Raw genomic sequence first — 16,828 nt, forward strand, 5'->3', positions numbered from 1 at the left:
CCGCTGCGGCGCGCCCGGGGGGCGGGGGGGGTCACGGAGCGCCCCCCGGGGGGCGCCCCCGGGGCCGGGTGGCGCCCACGGCGGTCGTGTCGGCGCGGGTTCAGCCCTCGTTCGCAACCGCCATCTCGCCGAGCTCGGACCAGTCGTCCTGCGCGAGGGTCGTGTTGACGATCCGCGGGGTCTCCACCAGGTGCGGCGGCAGGGTCCGGCGGGCCTGGGCGAAGTGGGCGGAGCCGACGTGCGCCGCGCCGGCCTCGTCGTCGCGGAAGGCCTCGACCAGGACGTACTCGGTGGGGTCGTCGACGCTGCGGGACCAGTCGAACCACAGGCAGCCCGGCTCGCCACGGGTCGCCTCGGTGAACTCACGCGTGATCTCGGGCCAGGCGTCGGCGTCCTCGGGCCGGACGCGGAACTTGGCGGTGATGAAGATCATGAATGGGTCCTTTCTGTCGTTCAGGGAACGAGGATCGCACGTCAGCGGACGCGTCCGGCGTCCAGGTCGCCCGCGTCGCCGCAGGGGCCGAGAGGCCGAGGGGCCGCCGCAGCCCGGTTCCCGGAGGGCTCACCACCGAGCGGTTCCCGAGCAGCAGCCGTGCTGCCGCCGCGCCTGGCGTGTTCCGCGTCGAGCGGGGCCTGACCGCGGCCGGGTCAGCCGGGTGAGGAAGCGGAGAGCTGGGCGCGCACCCATGCGGGGTCGGGGTTGGTGCGGGGCCGGCCCGCGACGACGACCGTCGGCACGGTCTCGTTGCCGCCGTTGGCCGCCCGTACCGCTGCCGCCGCCTCCGGGTCGCGCCAAATGTCGACCCAGTGCAGCCGGCGGGCGTCACGGCCCAGCCTGAGGCGCAGCCGCAGACAGTACTTGCAGCCCGGCCGCCAGTAGACGACCGGCCGGCCGTCGGCCTCGCTGCGGCGCCGCGCCTCCAGCGCGCCGACCGGCCGCGGGAAGACCAGCGGCGAGTGGACGCCCGCGAGCAGGAGGAAGAACAGGAGGAGTACGGCGGCCTCGCCGGCGCTCCCGTCCAGGACCAGCCCCGTCGCGACGGCCGAGCCGCACAGCACCAGCAGCGACGGCAGAACCCAGGTACGCGTCATGAGGACGCAGGTCAGCGTGCGCCGACCGACCGACTTTGCATGTTCATACGTTGCCCTGCATAATCAATACATGTCCAAGGTCCTCACTTCCCTCCCGGCCGGCGAGCGCGTCGGCATCGCCTTCTCCGGCGGTCTCGACACCTCGGTCGCGGTCGCGTGGATGCGCGACAAGGGTGCCGTCCCCTGCACCTACACCGCCGACATCGGCCAGTACGACGAGCCCGACATCGCCTCGGTGCCGGACCGCGCCAAGACCTACGGCGCCGAGGTCGCGCGTCTGGTCGACTGCCGCGCGGCGCTCGTCGAGGAGGGCCTGGCCGCGCTCGCGTGCGGGGCGTTCCACATCCGTTCGGGCGGGCGGGCGTACTTCAACACCACGCCGCTCGGCCGCGCCGTCACGGGCACCCTGCTGGTCCGGGCGATGCTCGAGGACGACGTCCAGATCTGGGGCGACGGCTCGACGTTCAAGGGCAACGACATCGAGCGGTTCTACCGGTACGGCCTGCTGGCCAACCCGAACCTGCGGATCTACAAGCCGTGGCTGGACGCGGACTTCGTGACCGAGCTCGGCGGCCGCAAGGAGATGTCGGAGTGGCTCCTCGCCCACGACCTGCCCTACCGCGACAGCGCGGAGAAGGCGTACTCCACCGACGCCAACATCTGGGGCGCCACCCACGAGGCCAAGACCCTGGAGCACCTGGACACCGGCGTGGAGACCGTCGAGCCGATCATGGGCGTGCGGTTCTGGGACCCGTCGGTCGAGATCGCCACCGAGGACGTGACGATCGGCTTCGAGCAGGGCCGCCCGGTGACGATCAACGGCAAGGAGTTCGCCTCCGCCGTCGACCTGGTGATGGAGGCCAACGCCATCGGCGGCCGGCACGGCCTGGGCATGTCGGACCAGATCGAGAACCGGATCATCGAGGCCAAGAGCCGCGGCATCTACGAGGCCCCCGGCATGGCACTGCTGCACGCGGCGTACGAGCGGCTCGTCAACGCCATCCACAACGAGGACACCCTCGCCCACTACCACAACGAGGGCCGGCGGCTGGGCCGGCTGATGTACGAGGGCCGCTGGCTGGACCCGCAGGCCCTGATGGTGCGCGAGTCGCTGCAGCGCTGGGTCGGCGCGGCCGTCACCGGTGAGGTCACCCTGCGGCTGCGGCGTGGTGAGGACTACTCGATCCTCGACACCACGGGTCCGGCGTTCAGCTACCACCCCGACAAGCTGTCCATGGAGCGCACCGAGGACTCGGCGTTCGGGCCGGTGGACCGGATCGGGCAGCTCACCATGCGCAACCTCGACATCGCCGACTCCCGGTCCAAGCTGGAGCAGTACGCGGGCATCGGCCTGATCGGCACCGGCGGTCCCGCCATCGGCGCGGCGCAGGCGGCCGCGACCGGCCTGATCGGCACCATGCCGGAGGGCGGCGCCGAGGCGATCGCCTCCCGTGGCCAGGTCTCCGGGGACGACGAGCTGCTGGACCGCGCGGCGATGGAGTCCGGCACCGACTGACCGGTACCTGGTGCGGGTGGCCCGGCGGTGTGGGGCCACCCGCACGTCGGTCGACGGAGTCCTTGGCGCCCGGCGGCCGACCGCGTGGCCGTCTTGCGGGCCGTGGCCGGCACCGACGCCGATCCGGGCGCCGGCCCGGGCACCCGCTCCGCCCGTCGGGGCCCGGTCGGTCCGGTGGTCCGGGCGGATGAGGGCGCCCCACGGGCCGGAGGCATAAGGCGGGAACCGAGGGGCTTGAGGGCCGTGAGGGACCCGGCGGTGCCGGACGCCGCGCCGCCCGGTGCCGCGGGCGAACCGGCCCGGCGCGGATCCGCCGGTGCCCGATGCGGTGGCCGCTCGTTGTTGTCGGCGAACGCCGTGTGCCGTGCTCGACGGCCCCGGCCCGGCCCGCGACCGACTCGGAGTCCGATGATCGCCGACATGCCCCGTGGCGGCCCTGACGCCACACGCCGGCACCGCAGGTCCGAAACGGACCGTGTGGAGTACACCGACCGGTCCGGCACCCCGGAGAAAGGGCGGCAGGCGCTGCGCGGACCTGACCGGCCGCAACGGCTGACGGGCGGCTGCCGGACCCCCTGCCGCCCGCCCCTCGCCACGGCCCGCGGCGTCCCCGGCCCGCACCTCCTCGGACTCGGAGCGGGACCGGGCCGGCTCGCCCGGCATTCCACGGACCGGCGCCCCGCGGCCCGGGTGACCGTGAGCGACGTCGTCCCCGACCTGGTCGAGCGGATCCGTCGCGGGCCGGCGGGCTCGCGCCCCCGGGCGATGCCCGCGGTGCTGGACGCCCCGTCGGCCGTCGCCCCCGACGGCGTCTTCGGCGTGGCGGTGCCGGCCATGACGCCGCACCGTCTTCCGGTGCCGGGCGGCGTGGCCCCGCTGGGGGAGGGCACCCGCGTCGCGCGGCGGCTGCTGATCATCGACGGCCGGCGCCGCCCCGCCCGTCTCGCCGCCGCGCCCCCGCTGTGGCTGACCGGTGGCCTGCCACCCCTCCCCGGCGGTCTGATCAGCCCGCGCGGGCGGCACGGCGCGAAGGCGCCGCACGCCCCGGCCGGCCTGTGCACACCGGCCGTCCCGGCGTGCACGCGTTTCGTCCCGCCCGGACACCTGGTGGCCGTGGCCGCCCGGGACCTGCGGGAACGGTAGGCGGCACCCGGTGCGGCCCCGGCGTGCGCGGGGCCGCCCGGCCCCCCTTCCCCCGTGCCGCTCCGCCCCCGCGGGCACTCCCCCGCCCCCACACCAGGACTTCTCCCATGACCTTCGTGGCCGCCCCGGCCAAGGCGCTCTTCGCGCTCTCGCGCGGTACCCAGGCCTCGCTGAGCGTCGCCCAGCCCCTGATCGCGGCTCTCCTCGCCGACGACCACCCCGCACCGCCGCGTCTCGCCGCGGCCACCCTCGCCGCGTTCGCGGCCTTCTTCGCCGTCTTCGCCGCCAACGACGTACTCGACATCGACACGGACCGGCGGCGCTTCGTCCACCTGCGCTCCTACGAGGGAGCCGACCTGGACAGCGTCGGCGGACGGCATCCCCTGGCCCGGGGCCGGGTGTCCCGCCGGGCGGCGCTCACCTGGACCGGCGGGCTGGCCCTGATCGCCGCCGTCGTCGCCGCGCTGCTCAGCTGGGTGTGCCTGGCGCTGTTCGCCGCGGCCGCCCTCCTCCAGGTCCTCTACTGCCGGCTGGCCACCGTGACGCCGCTCAAGTTCCTGGTCAGCGGTGTCATGGTCGCGGTCGGTGCCGCCGCCGGATGGTTCGCGGTGTCCTCCCGCCTCGATTCGCCGCGGCTGGGCCTGTTCCTGGTGTGGATGGCGGCGTGGGAGATCGGCGGCCGCAACATCCCCAACGATCTCGCCGACATCGACGAGGACCGGCACCTCGGCGTCCGCACCCTGCCCGTGGCCTTCGGCCCGCGGACCGGCGCGGCGGTCGCCTTCGGCTTCCTCCTCGTGGCCGGTGCCGCGAGCTGCCTTCTGGCCTGGGTGGCGCTGCGTTCCTTCGGCCCGCCCGGTCTGGTCGGCACGGTGCTGGTCACGGCTGTCACGGTGGTCCGGCCGGGCCTCGTCCTGCTGCGCCGCGCCGAGCCACCGGTCGCCCTGGCGGCGTTCAACCTGGCGTCGTTCCAGCCCGTGGGCGTCCTGGCCGTGTTCGCGGCCGGCCTCGCCTCGGCCGGGCTGTGGAGCTGACCCCCGCCGCCGCCCCGTTCGCCGGCCCCCTCCCGGTGACCGGAGCCTCTGGCCGGCGTCCCGGGGCGGGGCCCGGAACGGACCGGTGCCGCCCGACGGGGCGGCGAGGCACCGGCGCTAAGGTCGTGCCCATGCGCCTCGCCCTCTTCGACCTGGACGGCACCCTCGTCGACCGCGGTGCCGCCTTCGCAAACGCCGTAGCCGGCCTCGTCCACGACCACGCCTACGGTCCGGAGATCGAGCGGTGGCTGCGGACCGAACTCGCCGACTCGGCCGACCGCGAGGACTTCGTCCGCCTCCGCGACGTCTTCGGGATCGGCGAGGACCCCGGCCACCTGTGGCGCGTCTACGTCGACCGGATGGCGTCCGCCGTCACCTGCCGTCCCGCCGTCCTGGACAGCCTGGCCAGGCTCAAAGAGGCGGGCTGGAGCATCGGTGTCGCCACCAACGGGGCCAGCGACATCCAGCGCGCCAAGGTCCGCGCCACCGAACTCGCCGGACTGATCGACGGCATCGCCGCCTCCGGCGACATCGACGTCCGCAAACCCGACCCGCGGCTGTTCGAACTGGCCGCGGCGCGCTGCGGTACCCAGCTGACCTCCGGTGACTGGATGACCGGGGACAACCCGGAGACCGACATCGCCGGCGGCACGGCGGCCGGTCTGCGTGCCATCTGGGTACGCGGCCGGCCCTGGCCCGAGGGCCTGACCGCGCGCCACCACGCCGTCGACGACGTCACCGAGGCCGTCGACCACCTGCTCGCCCACTCCCTGGAGTAGCACCGTGTCCCAGCAGCCCGTCGTAGGCATCCTCCACCCCGGCAGCATGGGCGCCGCCGTCGCCGCCCGCGCCGCGGCCAACGCGGCCGCCGTCCTGTGGTGCGCGGACGGACGGAGTCCGGCCAGCGCGCAACGCGCCCGACGGTTCGGCCTGCGGTCCGTGCCTTCCCTGCGGGAGTTGACCGACCGGGCCGACATCGTGATCAGCCTGTGCCCGCCGGCCGCGGCCGAGGAGCTGGCCCGCGAGGTCGCCGGACACGGATTCACCGGCGTGTACGTGGAGGCGAACGCCGTCAACCCCGAGCGCACGGCGCGGATCGCCGCGCTGTTCCCGCCGCCGGCCACCGTCGTGGACGGCGGTGTCATCGGCGCTCCGCCCGTCGGGGGCAGCACCCCCTCCCTGTACTTGTCGGGACCCGAGCCGCAGACCACGGCCGTGGCCCGGCTGTTCGACGGCACCGCCGTACGCGCCGAGGTGCTGGGCCCGCGCATCGGGCAGGCCTCGGCGCTGAAACTCGCCTACGCCGGTTTCCAGAAGGTCAGCCGGGTCCTGGTCGGCCTGTCCTACGCGCTGGCCCATGAGCACGGCGTCGAGGGGGAACTGCGTGAGGTCGCCCTGCGCCGCTCGGACACCTACCTGGCCGAGCCGGAGCACGTGGTCTCCGCCGCGGCGCGGGCCTGGCGGTGGGGGCCGGAGATGGACGAGATCGCCGACACCCTGCAAGCCTCGGGACTGCCACCGCAGTTGCTGCGGGCAGCGGCGGCCACGCTGGAGCGGTGGCGCGCCAGCAAGGACGACGCCTCGCTCACCCTCACGGACGTGCTCGCCCGCCTCGCGGAGCCCGGACGGGAGTAACGGCCCCCCTCCCGGTGAGGGTCCCTCGCGGGCACCGGTGATTTCACCGATGGCACCCGCTCCGGGCGCCACGACGCTGATCGGGTCAGGCATCCCGCCTCCCCGCATCCTCGTCTGGAGGGTCCATGCGTCGTCGTTCCTCACGCCGGCTGCTCGGCGTGCTGGTGGCCGCCACCGCCGCCTTCACCCTGTTCTCCTCAGCATCGACGGCCGGCGCGGCCGGCACCTCCGTGGCGACGGCACCGGCCGCTTCGGCCGCCCAGCCGCTGTCCACCAGTACACCGGTCGTCTTCGTGCACGGCTTCACCGGCAACGCCTCCAACTGGGTCACCGCCATGAGTGTGTTCCGCCTGAACGGCTGGTCCAGCTCCAACCTGTTCGCCTACGAGTACAACTCCTACGGCAGCAACGTCACCAACGCCCAGGGCCTCGCCTCCTACGTCAACACGGTCAAGTCCCGCACCGGCGCGAGCAAGGTCGCCCTCGTCAACCACTCGATGGGCGGCCTGGTCAGCCAGTACTACCTGAAGGTGCTGGGCGGCCACAGCAACGTCAGTCACGTCGCCTCGATCGCCGGCGCCAACCACGGCACCACGTACGCCGGCACGTGTCTGATCTTCACGACGTGCCAGGAGATGTACCCGGGGTCGTCGTTCATATCGCAGATCACCTCGGGCGACGAGACACCCGGGGACACCCGGTACGCCACCTGGTACTCGGCCTGCGACGGCATCATCATCCCGTACACCAGCACCCGGCTGAGCGGCGCGACCAACAACAACGTGCTCTGCCAGACCCACATCGGCTTCCTGGCCGACACGATCGTCATGGGTGAGATCGCGGACTTCGTCGCCTCCTGACCCCTCAGGAAGCCGCCCCGTCCCCGGTGCCTCCTCGGTGCCGGGGACGGCCGCGTGCCCGGCGCGCAATAGTCCACACAGGGCACGTCATAGTCCACAGCGCTCTCCCTACTCTCACAGTGAGCCTCGACAAGAGCCGACCGCGAGGCCCCCTGCTGGTGCACCCCACAGCACGTCCCCTCAGCACGCCCTTCCCCGAAACCCCCACGGACGGAGATCCACATGCGCAGGACGAGCGCACGGTTCACCCTGGCCGGAGCCACGGCGACCGCTGTTGTCATGGCAGTGACAGGTGTTGGTACGGCGAGTGGTTCCGCCCCGGCCGAGCCGCTGGTGGCCGCCGCCGCGCCCATCGGTTTCGGCGCGGCCACCACCGGCGGCGCCGGTGGCTCCACGGTCACCGTCTCCACCGCCTCCGCCTTCATCAGCGCCGTGCAGAGCAGCACCACCCAGACGGTGCGGGTCAACGGCACGATCGCACTGTCGTCGATGACGAAGGTCGCCTCCAACAAGACCATCGTCGGTGTCGGTACCGCCGGGAAGATCACCGGCAGCGGCCTGAACGTCGCCAGCGTGAACAACGTCATCATCCAGAACCTGACGTTCACCGGCTCCAACGACGACGCGATCAACGTCCAGTACTCGACCAACGTCGTCATCGACCACAACGACATCTCCGGTGCCTACGACGGCGCGGTGGACATCAAGCGCGCCTCGAACAACATCACCGTGTCCTGGAACCGCACCCACGACCAGGACAAGAACATGCTGCTCGGCCACTCCGACGACAACGCCTCCGAGGACACCGGCAAGCTGAAGGTGACCTACGCCTACAACTGGTTCGACGGCACCAACCAGCGCAACCCGCGGGTCCGCTTCGGCAACCCGGTGCACGTGCTGAACAACTACTTCAGCGACATCGGCTCCTACGGCGTCGCGTCCACCGAGAACGCGGGCGTCCTGGTGGAGGCCAACTACTTCGAGAACACCGAGGACCCGTACCACCTCGGTGAGGGCGACTCCGACGAGGGCTCGCTGGTGGCGAGGAACAACTACCTCGTCAACTCCGGCTCGGGGCAGACCGGCGGCAGCGTGGCCTCGATCCCGTACAGCTACACCGCCCAGTCGGCGTCCTCCGTGAAGGCGACGGTGACCGCCGGGGCGGGCGTCGGCAAGATCTGACCCGCCCCACCCGTCGCACACCGCGCACGGACAGGACCGGTGGCCCCCCACGCCACCGGTCCTGCTCGGTTTTCCGCGGGTCCCGCGGACCCGTTCCGTCACGGCCCTTGCCGCGTACGACCGCCTCGTCTAGGTTCTCCACCCCCGGAGATGCCGACCGGGGCCGACCGAGGGAGCGCCGATGCCCGCGGACCCGCACGTCAGGCCGGACGGCGGCCCGCGCCGGCCGCTCACCATCGGGCTGCTCACCGCCAACATCCACCTCGGCGTCGGAGCCACCCTGTGGTCCGGCGTCCGCGCCGCCGCCGAGCGCGACGACGTCGGCCTGGTCTGTTTTCCCGGCGGCGACCTGCGCGGCGACGACGCGCCCCGCAGCGCCCTGTACGAACTCGTCGGCCCCGCCCGGCTGGACGGTGTCGTCTGCTGGAGTTCGACGATCGGGCTGCCCTCCTCGGGGGACCGTGCCCGGCGGCTGCTGCGGCGGCTGGCGCACCTGCCGGTGATCAGTCTCAACCAGCCACTGGGCGACCAGGCGGACGTCCTGTCCGTGGACAGCCACGCCGGCATGCGCAAGCTGGTCGGGCATCTCGTCGCCCGGCACGGCTGCCGACGGCCGGTGTGCATCCGCGGCCCGGTCGCCAACCCGGTCTCCGAGGACCGCTACCGTGCCTACACCGACGCCCTGCGCCACCACGGCATCGGGCTGGAGCCCACCCACGTGTGTGCGGCGGTGGACTTCGACGCGGCGGGCGGCGCCTCGGCGATGCGGGTGCTGCTCGAGGCGCGGGGACTGCGGCCGGGGGTGGACTTCGACGCGGTACTGGCGTGCAGCGACGTACTGGCGGCGGACGCGCTGCGGCTGCTGACCGGGCGGGGCGTGCGGGTGCCGCAGGACGTGGCCGTCGTCGGGTTCAACGACTCGCCCGAGGCCCGGCTGGGCGATCCTCCGCTGACCTCGGTGGCCCTGCCCTTCGCGGAACTGGGCGCGCTGGCCGTGGACACGCTGGTGGCCAGGTTGCGGGGCACCGGACCGCCGGACCGGACGACCATCCCGGCCACCCTCGTGACGCGCCGCTCCTGCGGATGCCCCTATCCGACGGCGCGGTACGCCGTACGGCCGCGGGCAGTGCCCCGGGCGGCCGAGGAGCCGCGGGGCTGGGCGGCGCTGGAGGCCGTGGCGCCGTCCGCCGGCACCCGGCTCGCAAAGGCCTTCCACGCCGATCTGGCGGACGACCCGGCACCGTCCACGGGCCCGGAGGAGGCGGCAGGCGGCTTCCTGCCGCTGGTCGAGCGGTTGCTGCGCGGCCGGGCCCGCACCCAGGCCGAGACCGAACGCTGGCACCAGGCGCTGGAGCGGGCCCGCCTCGGTGTCGTCGACCCGCTCCCGGCCGAGCTGCGCGGCCCCGCGGAGGCGCTGTTCGGACGGGCCCGGCTGATCGTCGCGGAACGGTCGCGCGCGCTGCTGGAGTACGGGCGCTGGACGCAGGCCGGACGGGCGAGGCGGCTGCGCGAGTTCGGTACCGCGCTGACCACGGTGGTCGACCTCGACGGGCTCTGCGACGTCCTGGAGCGCCACCTCGCCCAGCCCGGCGTACCGGCCTGCCGGGTCGTGCTGTACGAGCAGGCCGCGCCCGGGGCGGTGGCGCCGGTGCGCGGAACCGCCCGGCCGCTGCTCACCCGGGCGCAGGCGCGGCGGCTCGGGCACACGGGAGTGCTGGACAGTCCGCCCTTCTCGGCGGCGCTGCTGCTCCCCGACAACCTGATGCCCGGCACCGACCGGCGTTCCCGGCTGGTCCTGGAGCCCCTGCACATCGGTGAGCAGCAGCTGGGGCTGGCCGTCTTCGACGCCACCGCCGGGGAGGCGGCGGCCGACCAGGACGGGGCGCTCTACCGGGAACTGGGCGATCAGATCAGCGCGGCGCTGAAGGGCATCGGGCTGTTCGACGAGGTACGCCGGGCACGGGACGCGGCCGAGCAGGCCAACCGGTTCCAGACCCGGCTGCTCACCCATGTCGTCGCCGAACTGCGTGAGCCGCTGGAGGCCATGCTCGCACGGGGCGGCGACGACCCGGCGGCGGTGCTGACGGAGGTGCACCGGGACGCCGCCCGGCTGCTGCACCTCAGCGCCAACCTCCTCGACCTCGCCCACTCGGAGGCCGGAGATCTCGTGCTGACCCGCCGGCTGCTCGATCCGCTGCCCCTGCTGCGGCGGGCCTGTGCCGAGGCCGCGGCCGGGCGCCGGCTCCCGGCGCGGCCGCGCTGGTCGGTCGAGCTGCCGGCCCGGCTGCCGTCGGTCCCGGCCGATGGCGCCCGGCTGCGGCAGATCCTCGGCAACGTCCTGACCGCCGCCGCGGACCGGGCCCGGGACGGCACGGTGGAGGTGTCGGCCGGCTGGTCGCCCGCCGGGGTACGCGTCGTCGTCGCCGTGCCCTCGGCCCCGGCCGGCGAGACGCACCGGTTCGACGTGGCGCTGACCACGGCCCGTCGGCTGGCCATGATGCACGGCGGTTCGCTGTGGCCCGCCGGAGGGCCGGACCGCGCCGAGTACGTCCTGGAGCTCCCCCTCCCGTCCCCCGACGGGCACGCCCACCGGCCCCCGGCCGGCACCGGGCCGCTGCTCGTCGTCACGCCGGGAGACCTGGCCGAGGACGTACGCCGCTCGGCCGAGCGGCACGGGTCACGGGTCCAGCGCGCCGGCGGCCACGACGCGGTGCCGTTCCCGGAGGGCCGCGGGCCCGGGGCGGTGGTGTGGGAGGCGCTGCCCGACCGGCCGCAGGAGTGGCGCGTCGTGCAGCGGCTGCACGACCATCCCGCCCTGCGGCACACGCCGTTCGTGCTCTTCGGTGCCCGCGGCGCCGATCTGGGGGACGCCCTGCGGGCGCTGCGGCCGGGCGGCCTGGCCGAACCGGTGGTGGTGGCGGGCCGTTCGCAGGAGTCGCGGGAGGAGCTGAGGCGGATCGCGGAGGCCGCGCTGCCCGACCACCCGACCCGGGTGGTGGCCGACGCGGCGACCGTGCTGGCCCTGATCGCGGAGGAGACACCCCGGCTCGTCGTCCTGGAGTCCTCCCTGGCCGACCTGCACGGCCTGGACGTCGTGGAACGGCTGCACGACGGCAGCGGCCGGGCGCTGTGCCCCGCGGTCGTCGCCGGCCACGAGGGGATCACGGCGGCCGACGTCCGGCGGGCCCGTCCGCACCCGGCGCTGCTCCTGCTGGACCTGGACGTGTTCGCGCCGCACGAGGCGGCGGCACTGGTACGGGACCTGACGGGCCCGGACGGCCGGCTGCCGCCGCGGGTGCGGACCGTTTTGGACGAGGCCCTGGTCTATCTCTACGAGCACTACCGGCGGCCCGTCTCCCGCTGGCAGCTCGCGCGGGCCGCCGGGGTCAGCGAGGACCACCTCGGCAGGCTCTTCCACCGGCGCTACGGCCTGACGATGTGGGAGTACCTCACCCGGCTGCGGGTGCGCAGGGCGGCCGAGCGGCTGCGGACGAGCGAGGACAGCGTCCAGAGCGTGGCCCGTGCGGTGGGGTTCCGCGACCGTTCCCACTTCACCCGGGTCTTCCGCAGGGTGACGGGGGTGGCCCCGCGTGACTACCGCGAGGAGGACGTCGCCGGCCCGGGGCCGAGCCTCGTCTGAGGTGACCGGGTCCCGCCGGGTCCGCCGGAGCGGCTGTCCCCGGCGGCTCCCGACGGGGCGGCGGCAGCCGGCGGTTCGCCCGGCAGGGGGAGGGCGTGAGACGTCCTTCGGGGCGGAGCGGGCCGGGTCCATGGACGCCGGCCCGCCCGCGCGGGGCCTTCCGCCCGGAACGGGGGTCCCGCGCGGGCGGGCGTCAGCCGGTCAGCTCGACGGTCGTCGAGCCGGACCGGCCGCCGGCGGTGGCCGTCAGGGTGACCCGTCCCGGGCGCAGCGCCGTGAGGGTGTGCGTGGTCAGGTCGAGGACGGCCAGGGCCCGGTGGTCGCCGGTGGTCCGCTCCGCGGCGGCCGAGGCGGTGACGGTCAGTTCCGGGGAGCCGGACCAGACGACGCTGGCGGGGTGGCGCAGCGGGAAGCGGAGACCGTACTCGCTGGTGACGCCGGTGGCCGAGACGGCGGCCGAGGCGCCTGCGGCCAGTTCGGCGGGGGCCGACAGTTCGACGGCGTCGATCAGCGGGCGGCTCTGTGCCTGGAGCCAGTCGCGGGTCGCCGGGCTGGGCAGGCCGCGCCGGATCCGGGCCGGGCGCGGATCGACGGCGACGTGCATCCAGCCGAAGAACCCGCCCTGGTCGGGGGAGCTGTACGGCGTCTTGCCGACGGCCGGGGTGGTCACCTGCAGGACGCCGTCGGCGCGGGTGACGGAGGCGGTGTGGGCGTGGCCGGTGAACAGGGCGACGGGTTTGCCGGAGGTCTCCCGGAAGCCGGCCAGCCAGCGCTGGAGGAGGGCGGCGGAGAGCCGGTCGGAGAGCTGGGAGGAACCGGCGCCGGAGGGATCGGTCAGGGGGTGGTGGAAGGCGACGACGACACCGGTGACCCGGGTGTCCTCGGCGGCCTTCGCCAGTTCGTCCCGCAGCGCCGGGACCTGGTCCCAGTCCGAGGTGCGGATGTCGCCGGTGTGCGAGTCCAGCAGCACGAACCGGGTGCCCTTGTGGTCGAAGACCTGGCGGTTGGGGCGTTTGGTGGCGGCCTTGAAGGCGTCCAGGCCGCCGGTGGCCGACAGGCCGGCCTCGTGGTTGCCGGGGGTCCAGTACACGGGCAGCGCGGCCGGTACGTGGTCGCGCAGCAGGCTGTCGGCGAGGGCGAAGTCGGCCGGGCCGTTGTCGTCGACGAAGTCCCCGTTGACCAGGATGAAGTCGGGGTCCGCGGCGACCGCCTGGGCCAGGGCGGTGGCCGCCTGCCGCCCGGCGAAGGAGTCGGGTCCGGCCGCCGCGCTGATGTGCAGGTCGGACAGGACGGCGAAGGTCCAGCGGCCGCGCGGCAGCCCGGACTGTCCGACGACGTAGGGATCGGGCAGCGGCGCCTCGGCGGTCTGCGGCCGCTGTCCGACCTGTGCGGTGAGGGCGTCGAACTCCAGCGCGCCGGCGTTCTTGTCGCTCTGCGAGGTCTGCGCGATGTAGAGGCGCAGCAGGGTGACCGGTCCGGAGAAACCGTCGGGCAGTTCCCCGACGACCTGGCGCCAGCCCGTCCAGTCGACCGCGGTGGTGAAGGTGAAGGGCACGTTGGTGGTGGACTGGGAGCGGAGCATGGCGCGCAGCCAGTGACCGCGTCCGTCGCCCTTGACCCACAGCGCGAGCCGCTCGGTGCCCGGGGGCAGGGTGATCGGGGCGCTCGCCACCGCGTAGGCCGCGGAGGTGCTGGGCTGTCCGGTGAAGTCGTAGGTCAGGCGCAGGGCGTGGTTGCCGGCGTCGGCGCCGGGCCGGTCGGGGGCGGCCACGGTCTCGGCCGACGCGGTGCCGCGGGCGGCCGCGGCCGTCCACGTCTCGTCCGGTTCGAACCGCGCCAGGGGTACGTCGGACAGTCCGACCGTCACCGTGAGCCGGGCCGTGACGCCGTGCACGGTCGCGGTGAGGACGGTCGCCCCGCCGTCGGCCGCGGTGGCGCCGGTGACGGTGAGGCGGCCGTCGGCCTGTGCGGTGACGTCGATGACGGTCTCGTCGTGGTCGAGGGTGGCGTCGCGGGCGGCCACCGGGGCGTCGAAGCCGTCGGCGTCGTAGCCCGTCAGGCCGGTCCGCGCGGTGGCGCCGGGTTCGATGGTGAGGGACCGGTCGGTGAAGGCGAGCCGGTGCAGCGGGCCGACGACCCGTACCGGGTGCTCGCCGCGGGCGGCGCCGGCGCGTGCCGTCAGGGTGCCGACGCCGGGCCGGCCGGCGCGGAAGACGCCGTCGTCCGCCCGGCCCAGGGAGGCGGGCCGGGCGGTCCACGCGACCCGGTGGCCGTCGACGGCGGCCGGGGACCAGGTCTCGTCGTGGCCGGCGGCGGTGACGTTCATGGTGAGGCCGGGAAGGACGCGGTCGGCCGCGGCGCGGACGTCGAGGCCGCGCGGCTCTCCCGAGCCCTTCGCGCCGAACAGGCCGACCCCGTTGGGTACGGGCCGTTCGGCGCCGTCGGAGGGCGTGTTGACCACGCTGACCCCGGTGTCGCCGGGCCGCCTGGCGACCATGCCGGTGGAGCCGCCGCCGTCCAGCATGAACGCCTCGCTCGCGCCGAGGCGGACCAGGAGCTCGGCGGTGGCGTCGTAGGTGAGGCCGGCCGAGAAGCCGGCCGAGCCGTCGACGGCGACCAGCAGCAGGCGGTGCCCGCCGGCCGGCCAGCCGATCACCGTGCGCGGCTTGTCCGCGTCGTTGCCCTCGCTCGGCGGGAAGTCGACGGCCTCGCCGCCGCGGACCAGGACGGCATTGCTGCCCAGCGCCATGTGCGGCGCGGCGGGCGAGCCGGAGCGCGGCGCGAAGGTGACGGTGACGGGGTCGCCCGGGCGGGCGGCGGCGAGCCGGGCGGCGGCCGGGCCCCGGCCGACGACGATCAGCCCGCCGTCCGGTACCGCGGTGTCGGTGAGCCGGCCGTTGACCCCGGTCACCTCGCCGTCGGCGACGACGAGTTCGGTGTACGGGCCGGTGCCGCCGATCGCGGTGCGCGGGCCCGGACCCCACAGCGGGGTGTAGGCGGTGAGCCCGTCCGCGGGCGGGGAGGGGGAGTTGAGCGCGGCGAGCGGGCGCGCGGCGCCGGACACCGTGACCGTGCCCTCGATCACCAGGTCGGCCAGGCGCGCGACCCGGTCCGCGCCCACCGTCGCCACGGTGGTGGCCGCGGCACCGCCCTTGCGCAGCCTGCCGCCCTGTACCTCCGGTCCGATGGCGGCGTCGGTCTGCGTGATGTCGAAGAAGTCGCCGTTGACGGCGGCGACCGCGCCCCGCTCCCCGGCCAGCGCCGACGGCGTGCGCCTCTCGCTGACCTTCCCGGCGAGCAGGTCGGCGCCGGCGTGGCGCAGGTCGGCGTTGAGGACGTGGACCCGCGTCCAGCCGGTGCGGCCGTAGGTGGCGAAGCTGGTCAGGACGATGCCGGGGGCCACGGGGCGGTCCACCCGGTCCACCTCGACCGACTCGCCGGGAACCGCCGTCCGGTAGTCGGGGACCGACGGGCGCGGGCCGCCGCCGGTGCCGTGGCCCGTACCGGTGCCGCTCGCCGGGCCGGTGGCGGGCCGGGCGCCGGCGGCACCGGCGGCCGTGGTCGCGGTGAGGGCCGCGGCCACCGCGCCGGCGAGCAGGCCGCGCCGGCTCAGGGCCGCGGAGCTCTCGGGGAGTTCATTCATGGACATGACGCTATGGAGCCACAGCGGCGGCCGTGTGGAGGGCGGATCGGCGGAACGTCCGTGACGGCGAGTCGGGTCACGCCTGTTGACTCCTCGTCTCATCGGCCTCACATTACTTATCGGTGTTACTTGCAGGTAACGCCCGGTCCGGCGCCGCCGCGACCATCCGCCCGCATGCCCGAGAAGAGGGACAGCCCATGCCGAAGCGCACCTTCGGACGCTCCGTGAAGCGTGTCATGACCGCGACAATAGCTACGGCGGGTGCTCTGGCCCTGAATGTCACGGGTGCCACCGCGCACGCCGCCGAGCCGTTGGACTACGCCGCCCTCGGCGACAGCTACAGCGCCGGCTCCGGTGTCCTGCCCGTGGACGTCACCGACCCGCTGTGCCTGCGCTCCACCGCCAACTACCCGCGGGTCATCGCCTCCGCCACGGGCGCCCGGCTCACCGACGTGACCTGCGGCGCCGCCCAGACCAGCCACTTCACGCAGGCCCAGTACCCGGGTGTCCCCCCGCAGCTGGACGCCCTGGACACCGGCACCGACCTCGTGACGCTGACGATCGGCGGCAACGACAACAACACGTTCATCAACGCGGTGACCTCCTGCGGCACCGCGGGGGTGCTCAGCGGCGGCAAGGGCAGTCCCTGCGCGGACCGGTACGGCACCTCGTTCGTGGACCGGATCGAGACCAGCACCTATCCCGCGCTGAAGGCGGCGCTGAGCGGCGTCCGCGCCAAGGCGCCCGGCGCGCGCGTGGCGGCGCTGGGCTACCCCTGGATCGTGCCCGCCTCCGCCGACCCGTCCTGTTTCGCCAAGCTGCCCATCGCCGAAGGCGACGTGCCGTACCTGCGCGGCATCCAGGCGCGGCTCAACGCGGCCGTCCAGCGCGCCGCGGCGGAGACCGGCGCCGTCTTCGTGGACTTCGCGCGCCTCTCCGAGGGGCACGACGCCTGCGCGGCCCCCGGTACCCGGTGGATCGAACCGCTGCTCTTCTCCGCGAACTTCGTGCCCGTCCACCCCAACGCGCTCGGGGAGCGGCGCATGGGCGAGCACACCATGAGCGTCCTGGGACTGGGCTGAC

General features: G+C 74.6%; 12 protein-coding genes. 9 read left to right on the top strand and 3 right to left on the bottom strand.

What is annotated here, in order from left to right; genetic code table 11:
• Positions 1 to 100: 100 nt before the first annotated feature.
• On the bottom strand, positions 101 to 433 hold the full coding sequence (locus ACY1JF_RS17475) for a putative quinol monooxygenase (protein WP_462706052.1): 333 nt from the start codon (positions 431 to 433) through the stop codon (positions 101 to 103).
• Positions 434 to 648: 215 nt separating this feature from the next.
• Positions 649 to 1,092, bottom strand: a complete 444-nt coding sequence (locus tag ACY1JF_RS17480; RefSeq protein WP_462706053.1) for a glutaredoxin domain-containing protein — start codon at positions 1,090 to 1,092, stop codon at positions 649 to 651.
• 70 nt (positions 1,093 to 1,162) lie between these two features.
• On the opposite strand from ACY1JF_RS17480, the gene argG reads away from it, so the two are divergent.
• The 8 genes from argG (at position 1,163) to ACY1JF_RS17520 (ending at position 12,102) form a co-directional block, all read left to right on the top strand.
• Positions 1,163 to 2,608, top strand: coding sequence for an argininosuccinate synthase (gene argG / locus ACY1JF_RS17485; RefSeq protein WP_462706054.1), 1,446 nt, complete (start codon positions 1,163 to 1,165; stop codon positions 2,606 to 2,608).
• Between the two features lie 696 nt (positions 2,609 to 3,304).
• Positions 3,305 to 3,751 (top strand): hypothetical protein, encoded by a 447-nt coding sequence (locus ACY1JF_RS17490; RefSeq protein ID WP_462706055.1) that lies wholly within the window; start codon positions 3,305 to 3,307, stop codon positions 3,749 to 3,751.
• A gap of 107 nt (positions 3,752 to 3,858) precedes the next feature.
• Complete coding sequence (locus tag ACY1JF_RS17495; RefSeq protein ID WP_462706057.1) at positions 3,859 to 4,785, top strand: UbiA family prenyltransferase; 927 nt, start codon at positions 3,859 to 3,861, stop codon at positions 4,783 to 4,785.
• 131 nt (positions 4,786 to 4,916) lie between these two features.
• Entirely contained in the window at positions 4,917 to 5,564 is a 648-nt protein-coding gene (locus ACY1JF_RS17500; protein ID WP_462706058.1) for an HAD family hydrolase, read from the top strand.
• Positions 5,565 to 5,568: 4 nt separating this feature from the next.
• The gene (locus ACY1JF_RS17505) at positions 5,569 to 6,420 is read left to right on the top strand and encodes an NAD(P)-dependent oxidoreductase (RefSeq protein WP_462706060.1); all 852 of its coding nucleotides are present in this window, start codon (positions 5,569 to 5,571) and stop codon (positions 6,418 to 6,420) included.
• A gap of 125 nt (positions 6,421 to 6,545) precedes the next feature.
• A complete protein-coding gene (locus tag ACY1JF_RS17510; protein WP_462706061.1) occupies positions 6,546 to 7,280 on the top strand; it encodes an esterase/lipase family protein in 735 nt (244 codons plus the stop codon).
• Between the two features lie 222 nt (positions 7,281 to 7,502).
• Positions 7,503 to 8,462, top strand: a complete 960-nt coding sequence (locus ACY1JF_RS17515; protein ID WP_462706062.1) for a pectate lyase family protein — start codon at positions 7,503 to 7,505, stop codon at positions 8,460 to 8,462.
• Between the two features lie 181 nt (positions 8,463 to 8,643).
• A complete protein-coding gene (locus ACY1JF_RS17520; protein ID WP_462706063.1) occupies positions 8,644 to 12,102 on the top strand; it encodes a substrate-binding domain-containing protein in 3,459 nt (1,152 codons plus the stop codon).
• 193 nt (positions 12,103 to 12,295) lie between these two features.
• Here ACY1JF_RS17520 and ACY1JF_RS17525 read toward each other — a convergent pair whose 3' ends face one another.
• On the bottom strand, positions 12,296 to 15,745 hold the full coding sequence (locus ACY1JF_RS17525; protein WP_462706064.1) for a phosphodiester glycosidase family protein: 3,450 nt from the start codon (positions 15,743 to 15,745) through the stop codon (positions 12,296 to 12,298).
• Between the two features lie 236 nt (positions 15,746 to 15,981).
• Between ACY1JF_RS17525 and ACY1JF_RS17530 the strand changes: the two genes are divergently transcribed.
• Positions 15,982 to 16,827, top strand: a complete 846-nt coding sequence (locus ACY1JF_RS17530; protein WP_462706065.1) for an SGNH/GDSL hydrolase family protein — start codon at positions 15,982 to 15,984, stop codon at positions 16,825 to 16,827.
• Position 16,828 lies beyond the last annotated feature (1 nt).

Source organism: Streptomyces sp. SYSU D01066-1 (assembly GCF_054956795.1).